The organism is Kitasatospora sp. NPDC056184 (assembly GCF_042268405.1).
In the GTDB taxonomy this organism is placed as follows: domain Bacteria; phylum Actinomycetota; class Actinomycetes; order Streptomycetales; family Streptomycetaceae; genus Kitasatospora.
In genome coordinates this window covers 40,117-58,033 of the sequence record NZ_JBHJUI010000029.1, presented here as the reverse complement: position 1 = coordinate 58,033, position 17,917 = coordinate 40,117, and the positions used below count along the sequence as shown (strand labels likewise).

Here is a 17,917-nt window from a genome sequence, read left to right as displayed (position 1 = left end):
CCTCCCAGGCCGCACTCTACTGGGCCTCCGCCCTGCCCGGCCCGGTGCCGCCGGTGTCGTCGACGGCCGCCAGCAGGTTGGCCACCAGGGGGCTGCGGTCCTCCCGCCGCCAGGCGACGGCCACCCGGGTGCGGGCGGTGCGCGGTTCGACGGGGCGGAAGGCGACCTCGCGCAGGCCGAGCCGCCGGATGCTCGCCGGGGCGAGCGAGACCCCGAGCCCCGCGCCGACGAGCGCGCACACCGTCTGCCACTCCACCGCGTGCTGCACGATCCGCGGGGCGAACCCCGCCGCCGCGCACAGCCCGGCTATCCGGTCGTACAGCTCCGGCCCGACCGGGCGGGGGAGGAGGACGAACGGTGAGTCGGCCAACTGGGCGACGTCGAGCGCTCGTTGGGTCGTGAGCGGGTGACCGGCCGGGAGCACGGCGACGAACGGCTCGGTGAGGACGGTGCGGAAGTCGAGCGGCCCGCCCGCGGCGTCCGGGGGCTCGCGCAGCAGCCCGATGTCGATCGTCCCCTCCCGGAGGGCGGCGAGCTGCGGGGCGCTGGTCATCTCGCGGATGTCCAGGTCGACGTCCGGGTAGCGCGCGCGGAAGGTGCCGAGCAGCCCCGGCAGGACGGTCAGCGCGAGGGAGGCCGAGAACCCGATCCGCAGCCGCCCCGCCCGACCGCTGCCGACCGCCCGGGCGGCGGCCAGCCCGTCGGCGAGGTCGGCGAGCGCCCGCCGGGCCGCCGGCAGCAGCTCCCGCCCGGCCGGGGTGAGCGCGACCTGCCCCGGTGGACGGACGAAGAGGCGGTGCCCGACCCTCGCCTCCAGGCGGGCGATCTGCTGGCTGAGCGGGGGTTGCGCGATACCGAGGCGCGCCGCGGCGTGTCCGAAGTGCAGTTCCTCGGCGAGGACGGCGAAAGCGTGCAACTGGGGGAGCGGGAGTTCGGGGCGGTCCATATTCCTAGAGATATCAGGCGATGGTTTTCGGGGTATTAGACGTATCGCCGCAGCTCGCTTAGCGTTCGCCGCATGACAGAGCGACGCGCCATTCTCAGCGGTTCCACCTTCGAGGAACAGATCGGCTATGCGAGGGCGGTGGTCGTCGGCGACGAGGTCTTCGTCTCCGGGACCACCGGATTCGACTACCGGACGATGACGATCGCCGACGGCGTGGTCGAGCAGGCCGACCAGTGCCTGCGCAACATCGGCGAGGCGCTGGCCGAGGCAGGCTGCGGCTTCGCCGACGTGGTGCGGGTGCGCTATCTGCTGCCGCAGCGTGAGGAGTTCGAGCCCTGCTGGCCCGTGCTGCGGCGGTACTTCGGCGAGGTTCGGCCGGCTGCCACGATGATGGTGTGCGGCCTCGCCGACCCCCGGATGAGGATCGAGATCGAGGTCGACGCGCGGCGGCCGGCGGGGGAGTGAGGAGCAGGAAGTCGGCGGGGCCGACTTCCTGGTTCGGCGGTCAGGGGGTTGCGGTCGCCGTGGCGTCCGGGACGGGGCGTGGGGCGGGGTGGTGGTGCTTGAGGACGGGGTAGACCCAGGCGGCCAGCGCCAGGAGGAGGGTGAGGAGGAGGACGGTGCAGGCCGCGGCGGCGGCCGGGCTGTGCGGGGGCCGGTCAGGCGGCGGCATCGTCGGAGCCGCTCTTGAACTCGGCGAGGGGAAGGTCGAGTTCGGCCCAGACCGTTTTGGCGTTGGGGTCCCGGGGCAGGGTGCCCCAGCGGTCGGCGAGCGCGTCGACGAGGGTGAGTCCGCGCCCTGACTGGGCGTCCGCCGGACAGGCGGGCGACGGGAAGACCGGTCGACGGTCCCCCCGGCAGTCCGAGACCGCGATCCGGAGCACGGTGGTGCGCGCCCGGCGCGCGGTGGTGAGCGAGAGGCACAGCTCGAACCCGCGCCCCGGGCTGCGCCCGTGCGTGGAGGCGTTGGCGGCCAGCTCGGCGACGATGATCAGCGCGTGGTGAAAAGCCTCCGGCCAAAGGGAGTTGAGGTCCCAGGCGGTGAGTTGCTGCCGGGCGATCCGGCGGCCGATGGCGGCTCCCTTGGGGGTGCACGTGAGGAGCGCGGTGTGGGCGCGCGGCTCGGGCTCGTCGAGGGGAATTTCGGACTTCATGGGGAAAAGCCTGCCCCCCCAGGCTTAGGCTGACGACGCATCCGGTGGGCACGGTGAGTGCCTGTGTGTGCGCGGAAAGTGTCGCGTGACGGCGGTCGGCCGTGACAGGAAAATGGGGAGGTCGTAATGACCGAAGTTCGGGGTACCGGCGGAGACAGCGGCGACGTGGCGCGGCCGCAGCTCGACGAGGACCTGTCCGAGGTGTCGGACTTCCTCCGGGCGATCGGCAAGCAGATCAAGCTGCTGCGCGAGCGGGCGGGCCTGACGCAGAAGGAGTTCGCCAAGGAGGTCGGGTACACCGAGAGCCTGATCGGCGCGGTGGAGCAGGGGAAGCGGACGCCGCAGCGGGAGCTGCTGGTGGCGGCGGAGCGGGTCCTGGACGCCGGCGGGCTGCTGCTCGTCATCGCGGACGACATCGAGCGGGCGAAGGCCAAGGCGAGGGTGCGGCACCCGGAGTGGTTCCGGGGCTACGCGGGGCTGGAAGCGGTGTGCGAAGAGCTCAACAACTGGAGCATGTGGGACTTCCCGGGGCTGCTCCAGACCGAGGCCCACGCGCGCGCCGTCTTCTCGATGCGACAGCCGCTGCTCTCCGACGAGGTCATCGAGACGCGGGTGGCGGCTCGCATGGCGCGGCAGGAGATCCTCGACAAGTGGCCCCGAGCGATGTTCAGCTGGGTGATCGACGAGAGCGTGCTCCGTCGGCCGCTGGGTGGCTGGGACGTCCACGCGGAGCAGCTGCGCCGCCTGCTGTCGGTCGGGACCACTCGGGGAATGGTGATCCAGGTTCTTCCGCTGAATCGCACGGAGCACTCCGGTATGGGTGGCCCGTTCATCCTGCTCACCCCGAAGGGGCGTCCGCAGGTGGGCTATATCGAGGTGCAGACGAGCAGTAGGCTGATTACGGATCAGAGTGAAGTCCGGATCCTGAACGCGCGCTACAGCACGCTCAGGTCTCAGGCGCACACTCCTGAGGAGTCCCTGTCGTTGATCGAGAAGATTCTGGGAGAGCGATGAGCAGCGAACTGGTGTGGTTCAAGAGCAGCTACAGCGGCGACGAGGGCGGCGAGTGCGTCGAGGTCGCGGACGCGACGTCGACCGTGCTGGTGCGTGACTCCAAGGACAAGTCCGGTCCCCACCTCACCTTCTCGCCGGAGGCCTGGCAGTCCTTCGTCGAGTTCGCGCAGTCGGTCTGACGACCAGTCTTCCCGCTCGGCACCCAGCGGCCGTCCACCCTCCGGTGGACGGCCGCCTTCTGTGTGGGCGCCGCTCCCTCGCTTTGGGGGTTGTGCCATAGCTTCCCGGACCACCACTCCCTATCCTGAACGGGCCCTACAGCAGCCTCACTTCAGGGAGAGCCATGAGCAGCGATCTGGTGTGGTTCAAGAGCAGCTACAGCGGCAACGAGGGCGGCGAGTGCGTCGAGATCGCCTGGCGCAAGAGCAGCCACAGCGGCGACGAAGGCGGCAACTGCGTCGAGGTCGCCGAGACGACGTCCGCCGTCCTCGTCCGCGACTCCAAGGACAAGTCCGGCCCCCACCTCACCTTCACCCCCGACGCCTGGCAGTCCTTCCTCGCCTTCGCCCAATCTGCCTGACCCCGGCTGGGGTCACCATGCAATCTCGGGATCAGGGGTGGACGAGCTTGAACCTGACGAACTCCTCGTTGACGGTGAAGATCTGCACCTCGGCGGCCAGCCACCGCTTGCTGTCCTTCAGCATGCTGGTCTTGATCTTCTTCTTCGTCCCCGCCACCTTGAGGTAGAACTCGTCGCCGCCCAGGTCCTCGATCTGCCAGCGGGTGCCGCAGTTGCTCTTCTCCAACCTGATGTCGGCTCCGTAGAGGCACCAGGTCCGGTACTCGCCCCAGTTGGCGGACGTCGACTCGATGCTGTAGGTGAGGTCGTCGGCGTGCAGGGTGAAGACCAGGGCGGTGCCGTTGCCCGGCTGGTTCGTCAGGAGCGCGTAGTCCCAGCCCGCGTACACCTCGAACGTCGCCCCGCGGCCCGAGTTGGCCTGGACGAGGTAGACGGGGTCGAAGACGGTCTCCCGCTTCGAGGGCGCGGGGTGGGCGACGTTCGCGGCGAGCCGGTGACCGGCGGCGCGGTGCGCGGTGCCCTGCGCGGTCGACGCCGGGGCGGCACCCGCCAGCAGGGCGAGGCAGCCGGCCACGGCGATGGTCGTGCGTCGCAGCGATCGGTGCAGCAGCAGTGACTTCCCCATGGGCGTACCCCTCAGCGTTCGGCGTGGCCGGAGTTCGATGCGTCGGCCATCCTCGCCGTCCGGGAACCGGGACTTCCACGGACGGTTCCGGGGTGCCGGGGAATTCACACGGAAGAGGGGCGTCCGGGGCTCCGACCCCCGGACACGTGGGCGACCGTCGAGCAGGTCGAGCGGATGGCCGCTCGCCGGCCCGCCGCCCACCCCGGGACAGTGGTACCTGCTCGCCAGTGCTCTGACCGAGGAGGTTCACCGGGTCGGCGCCGCAGGGCCCTTGGCCGGTCGGATGTCGCGAGACGTCCAGCTCGGAAGGGGGCCACGGTGGCGGAGCCGGTCTCGTCGCGGCGCCCTTGCGGCCAACAGATCAGCGGCCACAGCGACCCGGACCAACTGGCCGTGTCCGGGGTTCCGCTGGGCAGGGAATCGGTCGGAGTGACCTTCCGGGGCTGCACCGCCGGGGACTCCTTCACGGTGTACCTGATCGACAAGTGAAGCCTTGTCATCGGCACGTCCAACGGCGTATCGAAGGACGGGAAAGCGACGATCATCACCCTCTGCCCCGGGGTGACCTGGCAGAAAGTCCTCGACTGGTTCAGCGGCCGGGTCTCACTGTGGGTTGTTAGGGTGGGTTCCGGTCAGAGACGGCTGAGGTGTGGGGGGATCCATGGGTTCGCAAGACGGTAGTGACCGTGCGGGTTTCGGGTGCGTGGCGTGCTACGCCGAGGACGCTGCGGTGGCGCGGGCGCACCACCACAGCCGCGACGGGGTTCGGCTTGAGACGATGATTCAGGACGACTCGCATTTCATCGTCTCTGTTCAGCGGTGCGGCCTGTGCTCGCAGGCCTTCGTGAGCGTGTTCACCGAGTACATCGACTGGGTCGCCTCGCAGGACGCGCAGTACCGCACCATACTGCCGATCACGGACGCCGAGGCGGACGACCTGGTGGCGGGGCGGTTGAGCCCGCACCGGGTAGGCACCCTGGGACACGGCCGCCGCCATCTGCAGAGCGACTGGCCGAGCGGTGCCGAGGAGCCGTCCGAGTACTGGGGCAGCGGCGTCTTCCAGGTCCGCGTGGCCTACTGACCCGGACGGCGCGCTGTGGGCCTGTCGGTTGTGCATGTCGTTGTCGCCCCGCCGACGGGCGGGGGAGCGGGGCCGGAGAGAGGGGCTCGACTCGCGCGTGATCGCCCTGCTGCACTTCGACCCCGATGACGATCTGAACGGCGTGGAGCTGATCACCGACCCGGTCCAGGTGGCCCGTGCCTGCCAGGTCCGGGACGCTGCCTGGCACTTCGCCACGCCGTATCGGGCGTTCACCGCTGAGGTACCGTCCGGCAGGTGAGCACCGACTTCCAACAAGCACGGATCGCCCTCGGTCTGCGGCTCCGCGAGCTGCGCACCGAGGGCGGTCTCACAGGCCGGCAACTGGCCGAGCACCTGGGCTGGACGCAGTCGAAGGTCAGCAAGCTGGAGACCGGTCGGCAGACCGCCACCCACGAAGACCTCAAGGCCTGGGCAACGGGTGTCGGTCAGCCCGGCGCGGCGGCCGAACTGGGTGCCAGGTTGCGGACGTTCGAGTACGAGCGGTCGGCGGTCATGCGCGCCTGGGAAGGCTCCCTGATCATCGGCATGCTGCAGACGGCCGACTACGCCCGCCACGTGTTCAACGCGGCCGTCGACCTCCATCAGTCGCCGCGCGACGTCGAGGAGGCGGTGCGGGCCCGGGTCCGACGGCAGGAGAGCCTCTACCGGCCGGGCAAGCAGTACCGCATCGTCATGTGGGAGGCCGCGCTGCGTGCCCGGCTCTGTCCACCGGCCGTCATGGCCGCTCAACTCGACCGGCTCAGCGGCGTGATCGGCCTCGACACCGTCACGCTGGGCATCGTGCCGTTCGAGGCCCAGCTCACCCTGCCGCCCGCCAACGGGTTCTGGATATACGACGAACGGCTTGTCATCGTCGAGGACTGGCACGCGGAACTGTGGCTGGACCAGGCGGAGAACGTGGCCCTGTACGCGCGTGTCTGGGAAACGATGGCCGACGCGGCCGTCTTCGGCGCGGAGGCCCACAGGGTTCTGACGCGGTGCCGCAGGGCGCTCGGAGCCATCTGAGGAATCCTCGCCCATACGGCCCGTAAGCCCTGGAATATTCGAGAATCACAGGCCCGTCAGCGGTCCCCGTCCACCTAACGTGCTGGCCGAGAGCTTCGACCAGCACGGGAGTCGAACGCTGACCGCTGACGCGTGCCCCGGTGCCCGTCGAAGCGGATCGGATCCGACCTCGGAGTCAGGAGAGTCCGCATGACGTCGATCAGCACGGAGCAGATCACCGGCAGGTCCCTCGTAGACCCGGCCCTGTTCGAGCGGATGGCCACCCGAATCGCCAGAGAGGAGGAGACGGACCTCGCGCTCGCCGAGCGCGTCATGGACCAGGCCCTCGCCTTCCTCGGAGCGTGCGCGCTCAACCCCGGCGCCGGGCTCGCCCCGTCGAGCCTGGTGGACATCGGATGGCACACGTTCATCCTCCACACCACCGACTACGCCGAGTTCTGCCGCTCGCTGTCCGGTCGGTTCCTCCACCACGTACCGACCGACGGCCCTGGTGAGTCCACCAAGGGCATCGGCATCGCGGCCACGGTGTCCGTCATCGAGGCGAGCGGGTACGCCGTGGACCCCGAACTGTGGAGCATGTCCGCCGAGTGCTCCGAGGGCAGCGGCGGAGACGGAAGCGACACCAGCGGCAGCGGCAACTGCTCGCAGTGCCACCGCGGTTGCCACAGCAGCTAGGAACCGATCAGCTGGCCCGCCCCGCCCCGCCTGTGATCCGGGGCCGGGCGGGCCCGACCCCGAGGAACCCCCGATGGCCGACCTCTGGAATCAACTACCGGACGCCTTGCGCATCAGCATCGAAGCCCGGACCGGCGCGGTGACCGCCGCCGTCCCCGCGGCGGCGGGGACGGTCTCCGACTTCGCCGCCACCCTGGAGACAGCCGGCGGGCCGGTGTTCTGCAAGGCCGTGCGCGAGGACAACCCGAGGGCGTGGATGCACCGCCTGGAGTCCGTCGTGAACTCCGTACTCCCGCCGGACATCGCTCCCCGCATGCTCTGGAAGGCGGAGGCCGGAGGGTGGCTGGCCCTGGGGTTCGAGCACGCTCCCGGTAGGCACGCGGACCTGTCTCCGGGGTCCGCCGATCTGCCGTTGGTCGCGCGGACGCTGGAGACGCTCGCCGGAACGCTCACCCCGGCACCGCCCCTGCGGGCCTTCAGTCTGGCCGATCGATGGTCAGGACAGGACTTCTGGCGCAACCTGGGGACCCGGCACCGGGACCGGCTCGACCCGTGGACGGTGGCACGGGTGGACAGGCTGGTCCTGGCCGAACGCGAAGCACCCGATCTGATCGACGGCAGGACCCTGGTCCACACCGACCTGACCGGCCCGAACCTCCTGGTGGACGGCGCGGCCGTGCGCGTCGTCGATTGGGCCTTCCCCGCCCCCGGCGCCGCATGGGCCGACACGGCGTCCCTGGTCGTCCGGCTGATCGAGGCCGGGCACACTCCGGAGCAGGCGGAGCGCTGGGCCGACGGCGTGTCCTTGTGGCGAGCCGCGCCCGAGCGGTCCGTCACGGCCTTCGGCGCGATCCTCACCGGTCTGTGGACCCTCCGCGCCGCCGAGACGCCGGGCCGCCAGTGGGACGCACTCAGCAGCCACGGACTCGCCTGGCTCCGCCACCGGTTCGGGTAGCCCTACGGGCCGTCCGACCCCTCACCGCCCGCGCCCCCCGTGGCCGTCCACCCTCGGTGGACGGCCACGGCGCGTGTCGGCGGCGCTCTGGAGTCACAGGCCGTAGCCGCCACGGCGGCCGGGCCCGCGCGTCAACGGTCAGCGTGCGAACGATGCTGCTCGTCTCTATGGTTGATGTGTTCTCCTCGCGGGGGACCCCCGCGCCTTCTGGCCGTCTCACCTCTAGGAGGCAGCCGCCATGCGCTCCTCACACGCACCCGATGTCCTGGACCCCGGCCGGTCACACCACCTCTGCCGGGGCACGACAGCGGTCCGGGGCCGCCTCGTCTGGTTCCGGGACGACCCCTTCCTGACGTCCAGTGACGAGGCGCTGGTGTACGTGGACGACGGGCTGCTCGTCTGCCAGGACGGGAAGATCGTCGCCGCCGGCGACTACGGCCGGCTGGTCCGCGCCCTCCCGCCGGGCGTGACCGTCGAGTCCTACCGCGACAAGCTGATCCTGCCGGGCCTCGTCGGCTCCCACGCGCACTACGTCCAGATGCGGATCATCGCCTCCTACGGCGAGGAACTGCCCGAGTGGCTCCAGGACTACGTCTACCCGGAGGAGATCCGCTTCGCCGACCCCGCCTACGCCCGGCCGATCGCCGCCCTGTTCTGCGACGAACTGCTGCGCTGCGGGACGACGACCGCCATGGTCTACTGCGCCCCCTCGCCGCAGTCGGTCGACGCGCTCTTCGAGGAGAGCGTGGGCCGCGGGATGCGGCTCGCGGCCGGGAAGGTGCTGATGGACCGCAACGCCCCGCCCGCGATGCTGGACTCCTCCCCCGAGCAGGCCTACGAGGACTCCGCGAAGCTGATCGAACGCTGGCACGGCGTCGGCCGCAGCGTCTACGCCGTCACACCCCGCTTCGCCTTCACCTGCACCTCCCGGATGCTGAGCGCGGCCGGCGCGCTGTGGCGGGAGCACCCCGGCACCCTCCTGCAGACCCACGTCTCGGAGAACGTCCGGGAGATCCAGCAGGTGGCCGAGCTCTTCCCGCCCCCGCAGTACCGCGACTACGTCGACGTCTACGAGCAGCACGGGCTGCTCGGCCCCGGCGCGGTCCTCGCCCACGCCGTCCACCTGAGCAAGCGGGAGTGGCGCCGGCTCCACGAGACCGGCACCGGCGTCTCGCACTGCCCGACCTCGAACCTGTTCCTGGGCTCCGGCCTCTTCCGCATGAAGCGGGCCGTCAAGCCGGGCCGGCGGGTGCCCGTCGGGCTCGGCTCCGACGTCGCCGGGGGCACCAGCCTGTCCCTGCTCCAGACCGCGAGCGAGGCGTACAAGGTCGGCGCGCTGCGCCAGTACCCGATGGACGGGGTCCAGCTGTTCTACCTCGCGACCGTCGGCTCGGCGACGGCGATGCGCCTGGACCACCTCATCGGATCGCTGGAACCGGGCCACGAGGCCGACTTCATCGTGCTGGACCCCGCCGCGACCCCGACGCTGGACGCGCGCACCGCCGGCGACGACTCCGTCGACGACCTGCTGTTCTCCCTCGCGGTCATGGGCGACGACCGCACCGTCCTGGCCACGTACGTCGCCGGACGCCTCGCCCACCACCGGGACGCCTGCCCCAAGCCCTTGCCCGTCCGCCTGACCGACACGAGAGGACCGGAACGATGACCGCCGAGACCAGGTCGCTGCTGTGCGCCTCCTACGACAAGGACGCCACCCCCGAGAAGTGGAAGCCGGTCCCCGGGATCCCCGGCGCCGGCTCGGACTTCGCCCCCGCCGTCGAGGCGTACAAGAGCCTGCTCTACTGCGTCCACCAGGACGTGGCGGCCGACGGCTCCAGCACGCTGTGGTGGAGCCACAGCGGGGAAGCTCCCATCGCGTGGACCGAGGACGAGGCCGTCCGCGACGCCGACGGACGCACGGTGCCCTGCGTCGGCGCCCCCGCGGTGACACACGCCAACGACTTCCTGTACTGCGTCAACCACCGGAGCGGGGCGAACAACTACCTCTGGTGGTCGCGCTACAACCTGGAGGGCGAGGAGACCGGCTGGCGCAACTGGCAGCCGGTGGAGGACAAGGAGCACAGCATCGTCCGCTCGGCGAACCCGGCTGCGCTCGCCGTCTACGACGGGCTCGTGTACTGCGTGCACGACGACGAGGACGGCGAGCTCAAGTGGATCACCTACGACACCCACGCCAGGGCTTGGGGAGAGGACAGCCCGATCCCCGGAGGCATCCCCTCCCGGCGGGTGCTCGCCGTCGAACGGTACAAGGGCCTGCTGTACGTCCTGCACGACGGCCTCGACGACCAGCTGTACTGGATCACCTATGACAGCGCCACGGGGGAGTGGGGCCCGGACCAGCACGTCGAGGACGCCTTCGACAGGCCGGTCAAGGGTGCCCGGACGCTCGCGGTCTCCCGGTACAACGACGGCCTCTACTGCAGCTACTACAAGGGCCCGGACACCGGACCCGGCGCCCTCCACTGGCTCAAGTACAACAGCGACTACGAGAACCCCTGGAGCACCGAGCAGTCCGGCCCCGCCGGCCGGGCGTATCCCGGGCTCGACACCGCGCCCTACTTCGGCCTCGACTACCTGGTGTACCGGGGCTGAGAGCGGCCGCGAGGCGGAACCGCCGGGGCCGGCGCCGCTACGACGCCGGCCCCGGCGGTGCTCACCGCCGCCGGATCAGATCGCGACCCAGAACGCCTCCATCCAGCGGGCCTCGCCGATGCTGCCGATCCACTGGTCGTACGACCACTGGTCGGTGCCCTTCCAGCCGACGTTCTGCACGTGGGCGGCGGCCTTCATGGTCTCGTTGGTGCTCCGCAGGCGGATCGCCTCCAGCGGGTTGCCGCTGAGGTTCCAGAACTCGATCCGGCGGCCGTCCGCAGGCACGTTGAACCCGATGCTGGTGCCGTCGTTCGCCCAGTGGAACTGCGTGTTGAAGTCCAGGCCGCCGAACACGGTGAAGGCGACCATGTCGATCGGGTCGTTGTGGCCCGTGGTGCCGGTGAAGCCCGCGGCACCGTCGGTGCACAGCTGGGCGGTCCATCCCGCCTTCCGCGTGTGGGCCTGGTAGCACAGGACGTGTGCGGCCTGGAGCGCGGAGCCGGACGGGGCCGCCTTCGCGCGCGCCGCGTCGATCGCGCGGGTCATCTCCGGGGTCAGCTTCTGGATCTTGACCATGGTGCCGGCCGCGGAGGCGGACGGTCCCGCCGCCTGCGCCATCGGGACCGTGCCGAGGAACGTGAGAGCGGTGAGCGCCGAGACGGCGGTCAGTGCGCGGAATCGCATGATCGGTTCTCCGTTCGTTTGCTGGGCCAACTGCCTTGCAAACAATCAGAGATGAAAAGCGGCGCGCCCCGACCACGTCGGAATCGGACACATTTCCGGCCTCGCCTACCGCGCGGCCGCTCCCGGCCTCACTGGCCGGTCAGCGTCTCCAGGCCGGTCGGGAGGTCGATCCAGAACGCCTCCATCCAGCGGGCCTCGCCGATGCTGCCGATCCACTGGTCGCGCTCCCAGGTGTTCGTGCCCTTCCAGCCGACGTTCTGCACGTGGGCGGCGGCCTTCATGGCGTGGTTGAGGCTCCGCAGATGGATCGCCTCGACCGCGTTGCCGTCGTTGTAGAACTGGTACTGGTAGCCCGACGGCACGTAGACCTCGCCCGTGGTGCCGGTGTTCGCGAAGTGCACCTGCGCGCGGAAGTCGAAGCCGCCGCCCACCGTGAAGATGACGGAGTCGATCGGGTCGTTCTTGTTCTCCGTCCCGGTGAAGCCCGGGCCGTCGCTGCACACCAGGTTGGTCCACCCCGTGGTCCGCGAGTGCGCCTGGAAGCACACGTAGTGCGGCGTGATCCCGGTGGGGGAGTCGGCCGCGGGCGTTCCCGCGCGCGCCGCGTCCACCGCGGCGGCCGTCTCCGGGGTCAGCTTCTGGAGCGTGGCGCCGGTGGTCGTCGCCGGGGCGGACGGGGCGGCCGCCTGCGCCGTCGGGACCGCCCCGAGGAGCGTGAGGGCGGTGAGCGCCGAGACGGCGGCCAGTGCGCGGAATCGCATGATGACGTTCCCTTTCCGATGCCTGAACCAACTGCTTTGTGTACGTCATGAAATGGCATACGGAACTCCTGTGCCACGTGGAAATCGGACAGATTTTCGGCCGCGTGCGAACGGCGGTGCGTCGCGGGCGTGCTCACACTCGGGGATCGCGGGTGCGCCGCCCGGCGGGAGATCGCCCGGCCGATCGGCGAGCCCGCCGCCCGGGGACCTTCAGCCTTCCAGGGCGACCCCGGCGGGGCATGAGTACGCGGACTCACATCGCCGGACACCGCACTGCGCGCCTTCTCGTGACGACCGGTCGGCGGTGGTGCGGGGTTGTCCCGGCGGGCGGATCGTGCGCGTTGAGGCAGACGGTCGCGGCCGCCGGTGCCGCTGTGCGACAAGGCGATTGACCGGATGCCGGGTCGCCGCCGAGGGTTCTCGGCGAGGCCGGCACCCCGGCCGCGGTGCTGGGGCGGTCGGGGTGCGGCCGTCCTGTTCCGCCGTCCGGCGGAGCGGTGCGGATCGTCACCTGGGGTTGGGCATGCGGAGGATCAGGAAGGCCGCCGCCATGGCGGTGGCCACCATGGCGCTGGCGGCCGGCGGCGCGGTGGGTGCGGCGGGCACGGCCCACGCCGTCACCTACCCGGAGAAGCTCGTGTGCAGCTCGTCGACCGAGGAGGTCAGGGGGCTGCCCGGGTTCGGGGGGCCGATCAGGTGCGGGGGCCAGTTCGGGCAGCCGCAGTACGTGATGTTCGACGACGGGACGTTCCAGGCGTTCGCGGTGGGGACCGACTACGCCCTGTGGACCCGGTGGATGAACCCGAACGGCACGGTGAGCACCTGGGTGACGCTCGGCGGCGTCCTCAGCGGGGGCGTCTTCCAGAAGTGGGACGGCCGCGGCAACCTGCTCATCGGCGGGCGCGGCTCCGACGGCGCCTACTGGGCGCGGATCCGCGACGTGAACGGCGGCTGGACCCCGTGGAACCCGTTCACCTTCGGCCCCCCGTGGCACTAGAGAGGCGCCCCGGCGCCCCGCCGCGACCCGCGGGCGAACCGGCCTCCGGCATCGGCCGGAGGCCGGTCGCGCCTCGCCGGGCCTAGCCGACGCCGACGGCGGTCCAGGCCACGTCGACCGCCCGGTACTCGGTGCCGCCCGCCTTGTACAGGTCGGTGGCGGCCTTGAGGGCCGCGGCGTGGGCGTCCTTGTAGGTGCTGGTGGAGGTCAGGTAGACGGTCAGCGCGCGGTACCAGATCTTGGCGACCTTCTGGTTGCCGATGCCGGAGACGGTGTAGTCGTTGCAGGTGGAGCTGTTGTACGTCACGCCGTTGATGGTCTTGCTGCCGCTGCCCTCGCTGGCGAGGTAGAACCAGTGCCGGCCGACGCCCGAGGAGGAGTGCGGTTCGAGGCCGTTGACCGCGGGGCTCCAGCAGTCCGCCGAGTGGCCGTCCAGGGAAGGCTTGTCGAAGCGGCGCAGCCACGGCGGGGTGGACTGGTCGCTGAACAGGTAGTCCGGGGTGTCGACCAGGTTGTCGGCGTACCACTCCACCATGGTGCCGAAGATGTCGCTGCTGGCCTCGTCGAGGCCGCCGGGCTCGCCCTTGTACTGCAGGCCGACGGTGGCGCTGGTGATGCCGTGGGTCATCTCGTGGCCCATGGTGTCGAGGTCGACCTGCTCGGGGTCGTGCTTGCCGTCGCCGTCGCCGGTCAGCATGCAGAAGCACTCGTCGGACCACTGGGCGTTGTCCCAGTTGGTGCCGACGTGCACGAAGACGGTGGCGCCCTTGCCGTCGTTCTTGATGCCGTTGCGGCCCTGGACGTCCTTGAAGTAGTCGTACGTCCAGGCGGTGTTGGCGTGGGCGTCGACGGCGGCGGTGGCGCGGTCGGAGGAGAACTTCTTCCCGTCGCCCCAGATGTTGTCGGTGTCGGTGAACGTGGTGCCGGAGTTCGCGTTGACGTCGGCGGCGTTGTGGGCGTCCTTGGTGACGTGGCCGCGCTGCGGGTCGGTGAGGGTGTAGCCGCCGCTGATCTGGGTGGTGTCGATGGTGATCTTGCCGGTGTACTCGGAGTTGCCGGTGCCGGAGACCTGGCGGTGGGCGTCGAAGGCCTCGATCTGCTCGCCGGTGACGGCGTCGCTGACGACGACCCGCCCGGCCGGCTGGCCGTGCTCGCCGGTGCCCCGGACGGTGGTGCGCCAGGCGAGGTGCGGCGTGCCGTCGGCGGCCCAGATGACGAGTTCGGGGGTGCTGACGGCGTTCTGGATGCCGGGGGAGACCGAGAGCGCGTTCGCGGCGCCGGTCTGGGCGGTCACCACGGGGACGGTGGACTTCACGGAGGGGTCGTGGGCGGCCGCCCGGCTGGCGTCCTCGAACCGGCCGCGGGCGTCCTGGTGGACGACGAAGTCGCCGCCGACCACCGGCAGGCCCCGGTAGGTGCGGTCGAAGCGCACGTGCGAGGCGCCGTCGGCGTCGAGGACGACGTCCTTGAGCACGAGGTCCTGGCTCGGGCCGAAGCCGAACACCGCCGCGTTGTCGGCGACGTTGGCGAGGGCCCGGGCGACCGCGGTGTCCCGCGTACCGGAGGCGGAGGCGGCGGCCGGGGTGGCCGGGACCGCGAGGGCGGCGAGGGCGGCGGCGACCGCCACGGCCACGGCCGCGAGGGGGCGGCGGGCGAAGGGGGTGGTGCTCACTCTGACTCCTGAGTGGTGGCGAGGTGGGGGAGACGAGCCACCACCGAGGTTGGCGACGCTCCGTCAGTTCGCACCAGGAGGAACGACACAACGTTGTGAAGTCGTAGCTCTGTGTTCAACGTGATGGAACGCCGCAGCTCACCCCATGCTTTCGTCGCGACGACCGAACACCGTCCGCGGCGAGTTCCCGGGGCGGCGCCTACCATGTCCACTCATGGCGATGTTTGTGCATCTGACGTCGACGGCGAACGCGCCGCGGATCCGGCGCTCCGGGATCCGGGCGGTGAGCCACGGTCAGGACGGCACCCGCGGGGTGTACTGCTTCCCGGTGCTGCCCTCGTACACCCTCACCCACCAGTGGATGCGCGAGCTGGGCCGGTTCGACAGCCGGGGAGGGAAGGCGGCCGTCCACGTCCGGCTGGACGACGCCCAGCCGGTGGAGGTCGGGCCCTACGGGGAGCGGGCGCGTCAGCGGCAGCGGACCGTCACGGCGGCGGAGGCGGTGCGGCGGATCGCGGCGCTGGACGACCCGCGCGGGTGGGAGGTGTTCGTGCCCCGGGCGATCCGGGCCGGGGAGGTGCACCGGATCCGCGCCGCGCCGCAGGTGGTGGGCTGGCGGTACCACCCGGACGCGCACGGCACCCGCCCCTGCACCTGCTTCGGGTGCCGGGTGCGCGGCGAGTACGGCTCCCGGCGGCTGCGCGAGCGGCTTCCGCACCCGCTGGACGGGCCGCCGCCGCCGACCCGGGTGCTGCTCGCCAGGATCGCGGCGGCCGGCGACCCGGGAGACCCGGTCGCGGTGCGCGAGGCCCTGAACTGGTTCTGGATGCCCCGCCGCCGGCGGGGCCCGGTGGACGAACTCGCCCGCCTCGCCGCCCATCCCGACCCCGTCGTCCGGGAGATCCTGGTGCGGACGGTCGCCGCCTGGACCACCCCCGGGGTCGACGGGCTGCTGGACCGGCTCGCCGACGACCCGCACCCGGACGTCCGGGAGGCGGTGGGGGAGGCGAGGGAGGAGCGGGCGGCGCGGGCAGCGCGGTGATCAGGCCGGTTCGGCGGTGAAGTCCACCTGCGCCGCCGGGAGCACCCTGATCGTGCGGCCGGGGTAGACGATGGTGGCGAAGACCGCGTTGTGGTGGACCAGCACCTGGGCCGCGGCGGGCAGCGGGCTGTCGGCGGGGCGCGTCGGGGTGGTGTGGCCGTCGGCGACGAGGACCAGGTCGTAGCCGTGCGAGAGCGCGCTGCGGCTGGTGGAGTCGACGCAGTACTCGGTGGCGGCGCCGGTGACGACCACGCGCCGCACGCCGCGTTCGCGCAGCACGGCGTCGAGGGGCGTGCCCAGGAAGGAGTCGGCGCTGTCCTTCTCCAGCACGGTGTCGCCCGGCTGCGGGGCCACCGCCGGGTGGATCTCCAGCAGTTCGGCCGGGATGTCGGGGTGGTCGACCCGCTGCCGCAGGTAGACCACCGGGACGCCGGCCGCCCGTGCGCGCCCGGCGAGTTCGGCGACGCGGGCGAGGCAGCCCTCGGCGTCGTGGGCCCCGATCAGCAGGGCGCTCTGCAGGTCGACGATGAGCAGTGCGGTGTCCGGCATGGTCGCTACGGTAGCCGCGCTGCCACGGCTCGCGGCGTCCGCCACGCACCGATGGGAGCGGGACGCCGGGCCCTTGCCGGCCCCGGCGCCCCCACCGCTCACCCGGCCGGCGGGACCGGGGAGCGCAGGCCGAGCCACTGCTCGGCGTCCCAGGCCTCGAACCGCTCCACCTCGGTGAACCCCAGCTTCGCCGCGAGCCGCATCGAGGCGGTGTTGGCGCTCTGGGTGGTGAGCACCACCGGCTCACCGGGCAGCGCGCCGTCGAGCCAGTCGAGCGCCGCCGCGCACGCCTCGGCGGCGTACCCGGCACCCCAGGCCCGCGGCAGGAACAGGTAGCCGAGGTCGAGCTTCCCCGCGGCGGCCGGGCGGCGGTGACCCGTCGCCCTCCTGAGCAGGACCTGCCCGATCATCGCTCCGTCCAGCTCGACGGCGAAGCTCCCGGGCCACTGCTCGGGCGCCTCGGGCAGCTCGCGCTCGACCTCGTCCCGGGGCCGGGGACCGCCGAGGTAGGTGTTCACCTCCGGGGAGGTGAGCAGTTCGACGAAGGCCGCGCGGTCCCGCGTCTCGGGTGCGCGGAGCACGAGCCGCTCGGTCCTGAGGGGCGCGGGCGGCCAGGACACCGTTCCAAGATCATCCATTGCGACACGCTAACAGGGCGGACGGATCGGCCGACAGGGAACCGCTGTTGCGCCGGCGTCACCAGTCGGGGCAGCCCGTGACCAGGTCGATCTCGGCCCCCTCGGCGGTCCACGCGGCCATCGTGCCGAACACCGCGGCACCGGCCGAGGCGTAGTCCGACCGGTACTTGACCGAGCCGCTGGTGCCGGGCGGCGACATGAACCTGATCGTCAGGTACCCGCCGGCGGGCACCTCGTACTCGCTGCCCATCGGCTCGAACACCACGGCCAACGGTTCGCCGCCGTCGGCCCTCACCACGACGAACTCCTCGTCCATCGCGGCCTCCCGGACCTCCGCCCTGCGCCGGCGCCGCGCGCGCACCCACCTGATCACAGGACCCATGGTGCGCTACCGGTCCCGCGAACGGAACCTCCGGCTACCCGCCGGGAAGCCCCGCCTCCCTGGCGAGCACGCCGAGCGCCCGGCGCAGGGCCTCGCCCTCCTCCGGGGTGAGGGCGGCGGCGAGTTCGGCGTCGAGCCCCTGCGCCAGCGCGGTGCACTCGGCGAGCAGCGCATGGCCGGAGTCCGTCAGCACGAGGGTCTGGCGGCGGCGGTCGGCCGGATCGCGGACGCGCCGGAGCGCGCCCATCCCCTCCAACTGGTCGGCCAGGCTCACCACCAGGCTCGGCGCCACCCCCATCACCCGGGACAGCTCCAGTTGGGACGAGGCCGCCCCGCCGCTGAGCGCGGCCAGCAGGCCGACGTGCTTGGGCTTGAGGCCGCGGCTCTCGATCGCCGCGGAGAAGCGCGCGGTCGCCAGGCTGCCGAGGGTGCCGAGCCGGAACACCAGCGAGGAGGTCAGCGGCAGGCGGTTGACGTCGTCGTCCATGCCAGCAATGCTAGCGTCCTCTAATGATTCAGAGCT

24 protein-coding genes are annotated in these 17,917 nt (G+C 71.6%); 13 read left to right on the top strand and 11 right to left on the bottom strand.

The genetic code is table 11. From position 1 onward, the window contains the following. Nucleotides 1-16: 16 nt before the first annotated feature. Entirely contained in the window at nucleotides 17-946 is a 930-nt protein-coding gene (locus ACFC0B_RS35525; RefSeq protein WP_376095726.1) for a LysR family transcriptional regulator, read from the bottom strand. A 72-nt stretch (nucleotides 947-1,018) separates the two neighbouring features. On the opposite strand from ACFC0B_RS35525, the gene ACFC0B_RS35520 reads away from it, so the two are divergent. Then, nucleotides 1,019-1,411, top strand: a complete 393-nt coding sequence (locus ACFC0B_RS35520; RefSeq protein ID WP_376095723.1) for a RidA family protein — start codon at nucleotides 1,019-1,021, stop codon at nucleotides 1,409-1,411. 40 nt (nucleotides 1,412-1,451) lie between these two features. Here ACFC0B_RS35520 and ACFC0B_RS35515 read toward each other — a convergent pair whose 3' ends face one another. Both ACFC0B_RS35515 and ACFC0B_RS35510 read right to left on the bottom strand, forming a co-directional pair. After that, nucleotides 1,452-1,619, bottom strand: a complete 168-nt coding sequence (locus tag ACFC0B_RS35515; protein WP_376095720.1) for a hypothetical protein — start codon at nucleotides 1,617-1,619, stop codon at nucleotides 1,452-1,454. Continuing rightward, a complete protein-coding gene (locus ACFC0B_RS35510) occupies nucleotides 1,606-2,100 on the bottom strand; it encodes an ATP-binding protein (RefSeq protein WP_376095717.1) in 495 nt (164 codons plus the stop codon). The genes ACFC0B_RS35515 and ACFC0B_RS35510 overlap by 14 nt, the downstream gene beginning before the upstream one ends. Nucleotides 2,101-2,226: 126 nt before the next feature. On the opposite strand from ACFC0B_RS35510, the gene ACFC0B_RS35505 reads away from it, so the two are divergent. From ACFC0B_RS35505 to ACFC0B_RS35495, 3 genes are all read left to right on the top strand, one after another. Further along, entirely contained in the window at nucleotides 2,227-3,114 is an 888-nt protein-coding gene (locus ACFC0B_RS35505; protein ID WP_376095714.1) for a Scr1 family TA system antitoxin-like transcriptional regulator, read from the top strand. Then, entirely contained in the window at nucleotides 3,111-3,293 is a 183-nt protein-coding gene (locus tag ACFC0B_RS35500) for a DUF397 domain-containing protein (RefSeq protein WP_376095711.1), read from the top strand. The genes ACFC0B_RS35505 and ACFC0B_RS35500 overlap by 4 nt, the downstream gene beginning before the upstream one ends. A 164-nt stretch (nucleotides 3,294-3,457) precedes the next feature. Beyond that, nucleotides 3,458-3,694, top strand: a complete 237-nt coding sequence (locus ACFC0B_RS35495; RefSeq protein WP_376095708.1) for a DUF397 domain-containing protein — start codon at nucleotides 3,458-3,460, stop codon at nucleotides 3,692-3,694. A 31-nt stretch (nucleotides 3,695-3,725) separates the two neighbouring features. On the opposite strand, the gene ACFC0B_RS35490 is transcribed toward ACFC0B_RS35495, so the two are convergent. After that, complete coding sequence (locus ACFC0B_RS35490; RefSeq protein ID WP_376095705.1) at nucleotides 3,726-4,319, bottom strand: hypothetical protein; 594 nt, start codon at nucleotides 4,317-4,319, stop codon at nucleotides 3,726-3,728. 844 nt (nucleotides 4,320-5,163) lie between these two features. Between ACFC0B_RS35490 and ACFC0B_RS35485 the strand changes: the two genes are divergently transcribed. The 7 genes from ACFC0B_RS35485 (at nucleotide 5,164) to ACFC0B_RS35455 (ending at nucleotide 10,669) form a co-directional block, all read left to right on the top strand. Next, nucleotides 5,164-5,400: a hypothetical protein gene (locus ACFC0B_RS35485; protein WP_376095702.1), complete on the top strand. Its 237-nt coding sequence runs from the start codon at nucleotides 5,164-5,166 to the stop codon at nucleotides 5,398-5,400. A 97-nt stretch (nucleotides 5,401-5,497) separates the two neighbouring features. Next, nucleotides 5,498-5,659 (top strand): DUF6879 family protein, encoded by a 162-nt coding sequence (locus ACFC0B_RS35480; RefSeq protein WP_376095699.1) that lies wholly within the window; start codon nucleotides 5,498-5,500, stop codon nucleotides 5,657-5,659. Beyond that, nucleotides 5,656-6,426, top strand: a complete 771-nt coding sequence (locus ACFC0B_RS35475; protein WP_376095696.1) for a helix-turn-helix domain-containing protein — start codon at nucleotides 5,656-5,658, stop codon at nucleotides 6,424-6,426. The genes ACFC0B_RS35480 and ACFC0B_RS35475 overlap by 4 nt, the downstream gene beginning before the upstream one ends. A 189-nt stretch (nucleotides 6,427-6,615) precedes the next feature. Then, a complete protein-coding gene (locus ACFC0B_RS35470; RefSeq protein WP_376095692.1) occupies nucleotides 6,616-7,101 on the top strand; it encodes a glycine-rich domain-containing protein in 486 nt (161 codons plus the stop codon). Between the two features lie 73 nt (nucleotides 7,102-7,174). Continuing rightward, complete coding sequence (locus ACFC0B_RS35465) at nucleotides 7,175-8,056, top strand: phosphotransferase family protein (RefSeq protein WP_376095689.1); 882 nt, start codon at nucleotides 7,175-7,177, stop codon at nucleotides 8,054-8,056. 238 nt (nucleotides 8,057-8,294) lie between these two features. Further along, a complete protein-coding gene (gene guaD, locus ACFC0B_RS35460) occupies nucleotides 8,295-9,722 on the top strand; it encodes a guanine deaminase (protein ID WP_376095686.1) in 1,428 nt (475 codons plus the stop codon). After that, nucleotides 9,719-10,669, top strand: coding sequence for a hypothetical protein (locus ACFC0B_RS35455; protein ID WP_376095683.1), 951 nt, complete (start codon nucleotides 9,719-9,721; stop codon nucleotides 10,667-10,669). The genes guaD and ACFC0B_RS35455 overlap by 4 nt, the downstream gene beginning before the upstream one ends. A 75-nt stretch (nucleotides 10,670-10,744) precedes the next feature. On the opposite strand, the gene ACFC0B_RS35450 is transcribed toward ACFC0B_RS35455, so the two are convergent. Beyond that, a complete protein-coding gene (locus tag ACFC0B_RS35450; protein WP_376095680.1) occupies nucleotides 10,745-11,353 on the bottom strand; it encodes a hypothetical protein in 609 nt (202 codons plus the stop codon). Between the two features lie 128 nt (nucleotides 11,354-11,481). Beyond that, a complete protein-coding gene (locus tag ACFC0B_RS35445; protein WP_376095677.1) occupies nucleotides 11,482-12,114 on the bottom strand; it encodes a hypothetical protein in 633 nt (210 codons plus the stop codon). 523 nt (nucleotides 12,115-12,637) lie between these two features. Between ACFC0B_RS35445 and ACFC0B_RS35440 the strand changes: the two genes are divergently transcribed. Further along, nucleotides 12,638-13,111 (top strand): hypothetical protein, encoded by a 474-nt coding sequence (locus ACFC0B_RS35440; RefSeq protein ID WP_376095674.1) that lies wholly within the window; start codon nucleotides 12,638-12,640, stop codon nucleotides 13,109-13,111. Nucleotides 13,112-13,193: 82 nt separating this feature from the next. Here the strand turns inward: ACFC0B_RS35440 and ACFC0B_RS35435 are convergent, their stop codons facing one another. Next, entirely contained in the window at nucleotides 13,194-14,783 is a 1,590-nt protein-coding gene (locus tag ACFC0B_RS35435; protein ID WP_376095671.1) for a M4 family metallopeptidase, read from the bottom strand. A 214-nt stretch (nucleotides 14,784-14,997) separates the two neighbouring features. On the opposite strand from ACFC0B_RS35435, the gene ACFC0B_RS35430 reads away from it, so the two are divergent. After that, nucleotides 14,998-15,825 (top strand): HEAT repeat domain-containing protein, encoded by an 828-nt coding sequence (locus ACFC0B_RS35430; RefSeq protein WP_376095668.1) that lies wholly within the window; start codon nucleotides 14,998-15,000, stop codon nucleotides 15,823-15,825. Here ACFC0B_RS35430 and ACFC0B_RS35425 read toward each other — a convergent pair whose 3' ends face one another. The 4 genes from ACFC0B_RS35425 to ACFC0B_RS35410 all read right to left on the bottom strand — a co-directional run bounded on the left by ACFC0B_RS35425 (nucleotide 15,826) and on the right by ACFC0B_RS35410 (nucleotide 17,881). Further along, a complete protein-coding gene (locus ACFC0B_RS35425; protein WP_376095665.1) occupies nucleotides 15,826-16,374 on the bottom strand; it encodes an isochorismatase family protein in 549 nt (182 codons plus the stop codon). It lies immediately after the preceding gene. 98 nt (nucleotides 16,375-16,472) lie between these two features. After that, the gene (locus ACFC0B_RS35420; protein WP_376095662.1) at nucleotides 16,473-17,012 is read right to left on the bottom strand and encodes a GNAT family N-acetyltransferase; all 540 of its coding nucleotides are present in this window, start codon (nucleotides 17,010-17,012) and stop codon (nucleotides 16,473-16,475) included. A gap of 58 nt (nucleotides 17,013-17,070) precedes the next feature. Then, nucleotides 17,071-17,385: a hypothetical protein gene (locus ACFC0B_RS35415; protein WP_376095659.1), complete on the bottom strand. Its 315-nt coding sequence runs from the start codon at nucleotides 17,383-17,385 to the stop codon at nucleotides 17,071-17,073. A 43-nt stretch (nucleotides 17,386-17,428) separates the two neighbouring features. Continuing rightward, complete coding sequence (locus ACFC0B_RS35410) at nucleotides 17,429-17,881, bottom strand: MarR family winged helix-turn-helix transcriptional regulator (protein ID WP_376095656.1); 453 nt, start codon at nucleotides 17,879-17,881, stop codon at nucleotides 17,429-17,431. Nucleotides 17,882-17,917 lie beyond the last annotated feature (36 nt).